The sequence below is a fragment of the Streptomyces sp. BE20 genome, from assembly GCF_036322525.1.
In the GTDB taxonomy this organism is placed as follows: domain Bacteria; phylum Actinomycetota; class Actinomycetes; order Streptomycetales; family Streptomycetaceae; genus Kitasatospora.
The window spans coordinates 1-2,938 of sequence record NZ_JAQYWW010000304.1 but is presented as its reverse complement, the minus strand read 5'-3'; the positions used below and the strand labels follow the sequence as shown (position 1 = coordinate 2,938).

The window sequence follows — 2,938 nt, the reverse complement described above, 5'->3', positions numbered from 1 at the left end:
GACTTCGCGCTGGGACTCCTGGGCGATCCGCTGCACCTCGGTCATCTGGTCGGCGGCCTCCGGCCGGCCCCGGCGGGCCAGTTGGACGGCGAGCTCGCTCTTGAGCGCGATGGTGGTGAGGTTGCGGCCCATGACGTCGTGCAGGTCCCGGGAGAACCGCAGCCGCTCCTCGGCGACGGCCAGCCGGGCCTGGGCCTCGCGGGCGGTGTCCAGCTCCCAGACGACGGACTGCAGCCAGGCGAAGCTGCGGCAGCTGAGGCCGACGACGACGAGCGTGATCAGGTTGCCGAGCAGCAGGCCGGCCGTGGTCGGGGCGCTGAGCCCGGCCAGCAGGGCCGCGGGGGCGATCAGGAGCTGGGCCACCGCCCCGGCGAGGCACGCCCGGCCCACCGGTAGGCCCACGCTCGCCGGGCAGAAGGCGGTGGCCAGCAGGGCGGAGACGACCACGGCGGTGAACGGCGGTGCGTACGGACTGCCCGGCCCGCCGCCGGCCGGGCCGAGCAGCAGTACGGCCCAGGAGCCGGCCACTGCCACGACGCCCACGGCGACGAGCCAGCGCAGGTGGTCGGTGGGCCGCTTCAGGTAGTGGTCGAGTGAGGTGCGCAGGGCCGGCAGGGTCAGCAGGGTGGTGCCCAGGACGACGACCAGGCAGATCCGGGCGATGCCGTCGGTGTTCGGTTGGACGTCCGGGGCGGCGGCGATGGCCAGCATGATCAGCGGGAGCATGACCAGCGGCACGAGGTAGAGCGACCAGCGGAGGTAGAGCTCGGTGCGCTGCGGTTTGCTGTATCCCTTCCAGAGGCGCCTCGGCGTCAGGACGGCCATCTCTTCCGTGCCCCCTTCGATCGGGATTGTGCTGTGCTCTTCCTATCAGGTGGGGGAGCGGGATTCGCCGCGGTCAGGGCCACTCGCTCCGAGTCGCTCAGCACCGGGCCCCGCTTCCCGGCTGGCATCCGCGACCACACCCCGGCGTCGTTAACCTGCCGGGCCCCGCTGGGTGGGGCAGGAAAGCCCGTCAAGGAGAGCGCGGACTACTGGGCGGCCGAAGTCTGCCGATCGTTGCCAGGACGAACGTGACACTGATCAGCAGCGTCCATGCGCCGATCTTTGCGGGAGCAACGGGCTCCCAGCCCTGTAGCTGGTGGGGGTACCGCCAGGCACCGGAGTAGGTGGCCAGGTTCTCCGCCAGCCAGAGGAAGAAGCCGATGAGGAGAAACGACAACGCGAGAGGCATGCGTCGTCGGTCGCCGCGGACGCGGTAGCTGACCGTTGTGCCGGCGGTGACCGCCAACAGCATGGCGGCCAGCGGCCAGCGCGCGTCGGGCAGCCAGTGATGGGTGAAGAAGTTGACGTAGATCAGAGCCGCAACCCCAGCTGTCGGCCAGCGGCGGTAGCGGGTGAGCCGCAGGTCGAAGAGGTGCCAGGCACGGCACACGTAGCTGGCGACAGCCGAGTAGAGGAACCCCCCGTACAACGGGACGCCTCCGATCTTCAGTACCGCCGGCTCCGGATAGCTCCACGAGCCGAGGTGCACCTTCACCAGCTCGAATACCAGTCCGATGACGTGGCAGACGGCGATGACGGCGACGTCGCGACCAGTCTCCCAGCCGCACCGCCAGAACGTCAGGGTGAGCAGGATGCCGTAGACGACGAGTAGGTCGTAGCGGGCCAGGGGCAAACTCGGCAGCGCGGTGGAAGCCGCCACACCTGCGAGCAGCGCGATGGCGTAGGCACAGGCGCGGGTCTGTCTCCAGGTGAAGTCGGTGAGCTCTCGACACAGCTGGGCCAGGTAGCTGACGGGGGTGGTCACGTGCATGGGTGGCGGTCCAGAGTTGTTGGTCCGACGCGGCACCGGGTACTCGGGGACAGCGGCGCTTCACGCGCCGAGCCGGCAACGCGTACCAGCGGCCTGCGCTTCCGTAAGGCTTGCTGCTCCAGGGCTCGAACAGGCGGGTGGGTCATCGGGAGGTTCGCTGCTCCACAACCTGCGCTTCGAGGCCTTGGGGTGGTCACATCCTCCGGTGTCAACCGGCGGGCGTCGTCAGACTCCTTGCCGATCAGCTGTCATCCTGAAGTCGTACTGAACGGAAGCGCGCCCTGTCGGCGGCGGTTGAACCGCCCGGCACACAGCGCCGACCGGTGGACCCGACCGTCCAGGAGGTCCGCCGCCTTCTCCGGGCGCAGGCGAATCCTCCGCACGGTAACGCCGAGCGGACTGTTTCACCGGCGGCCGGAATGCCGCAGTCGCCACCAGGCCGCCGCCCGCCGCCGTCACTACCTGCGGCGTCTCAGCCGGGTGGGTCGGTGAGGTCGGCGCGGGTGGTGCGAAGTTTGGTGAGGACGCGGGCGACGTGGTTCTCGACGGTGCGGGTGGAGAGGAAGAGTGCGGCGGCGATGTCCTTGTTGGTGGCGCCGGTGGTGAGGAGGTCGCGGATCTGTTCTTCGCGGGGGGAGAGGCGGTCGCCGTAGCCGGCCCGGCCGCGGGGGTTGGAGGTCGCTTTGCCGAGTTCCCGTAGCGTGCGGTGGCAGCGGGCGGCGTCGGAGGTGGCGCCGAGGTGTTCGAAGGCGGTGATCGGTGCGGTGAGGCGGGCGGAGACGTCGTCGAGGTCGGTGCGGGTGCGGGCGGCGCGTTCGGTGGCGAGGGCTGCGGGGTAGGGGCGGCCGATGGCGGTCCATCGTGCGGCCGCGAGGTCGAAGGCCGCCATCGCCGCGTCAGGGTCGGCCGCGCGCAGCAGCAGCCCGCGGCACAGGTGGTGTTCGGCGACGGCGCCGGGTGCGTCCCGGCCCTCGATCCCGCTGGCGTGGCGTGCGGCCAGGGCCTCGGCCTCCGCCAGCCGCCGCAGGGCGAGGAGGGTTTCGACGGCGGTGGGGACGAGGTCCCAGGCGTGGGCCCAGGCTTCCTTGCGGTCGAGGAAGGCGAGGAAGTCGTGCGGGTCGG

The 2,938-nt window shown here is 71.0% G+C and carries 3 protein-coding genes; all 3 read right to left on the bottom strand.

Annotation, left to right across the window (positions count from 1 at the left end):
- Positions 1-825, bottom strand: an 825-nt coding sequence (locus tag PUR61_RS01690; RefSeq protein ID WP_329874865.1) for a histidine kinase, incomplete at its 3' end; no start/stop codon positions are given.
- Positions 826-1,015: 190 nt separating this feature from the next.
- The gene (locus tag PUR61_RS01685) at positions 1,016-1,816 is read right to left on the bottom strand and encodes a DUF817 domain-containing protein (protein ID WP_329874863.1); all 801 of its coding nucleotides are present in this window, start codon (positions 1,814-1,816) and stop codon (positions 1,016-1,018) included.
- Positions 1,817-2,288: 472 nt separating this feature from the next.
- The coding region (locus PUR61_RS01680) for a helix-turn-helix transcriptional regulator (RefSeq protein WP_329874861.1) at positions 2,289-2,938 on the bottom strand (650 nt) is incomplete at its 5' end.

Coding starts and splice junctions, on each gene's coding strand:
- PUR61_RS01685 (WP_329874863.1), bottom strand. CDS start 1,816: ATGCACGTGACCACCCCCGTCAGCTACCTGGCCCAGCTGTGTCGAGAG.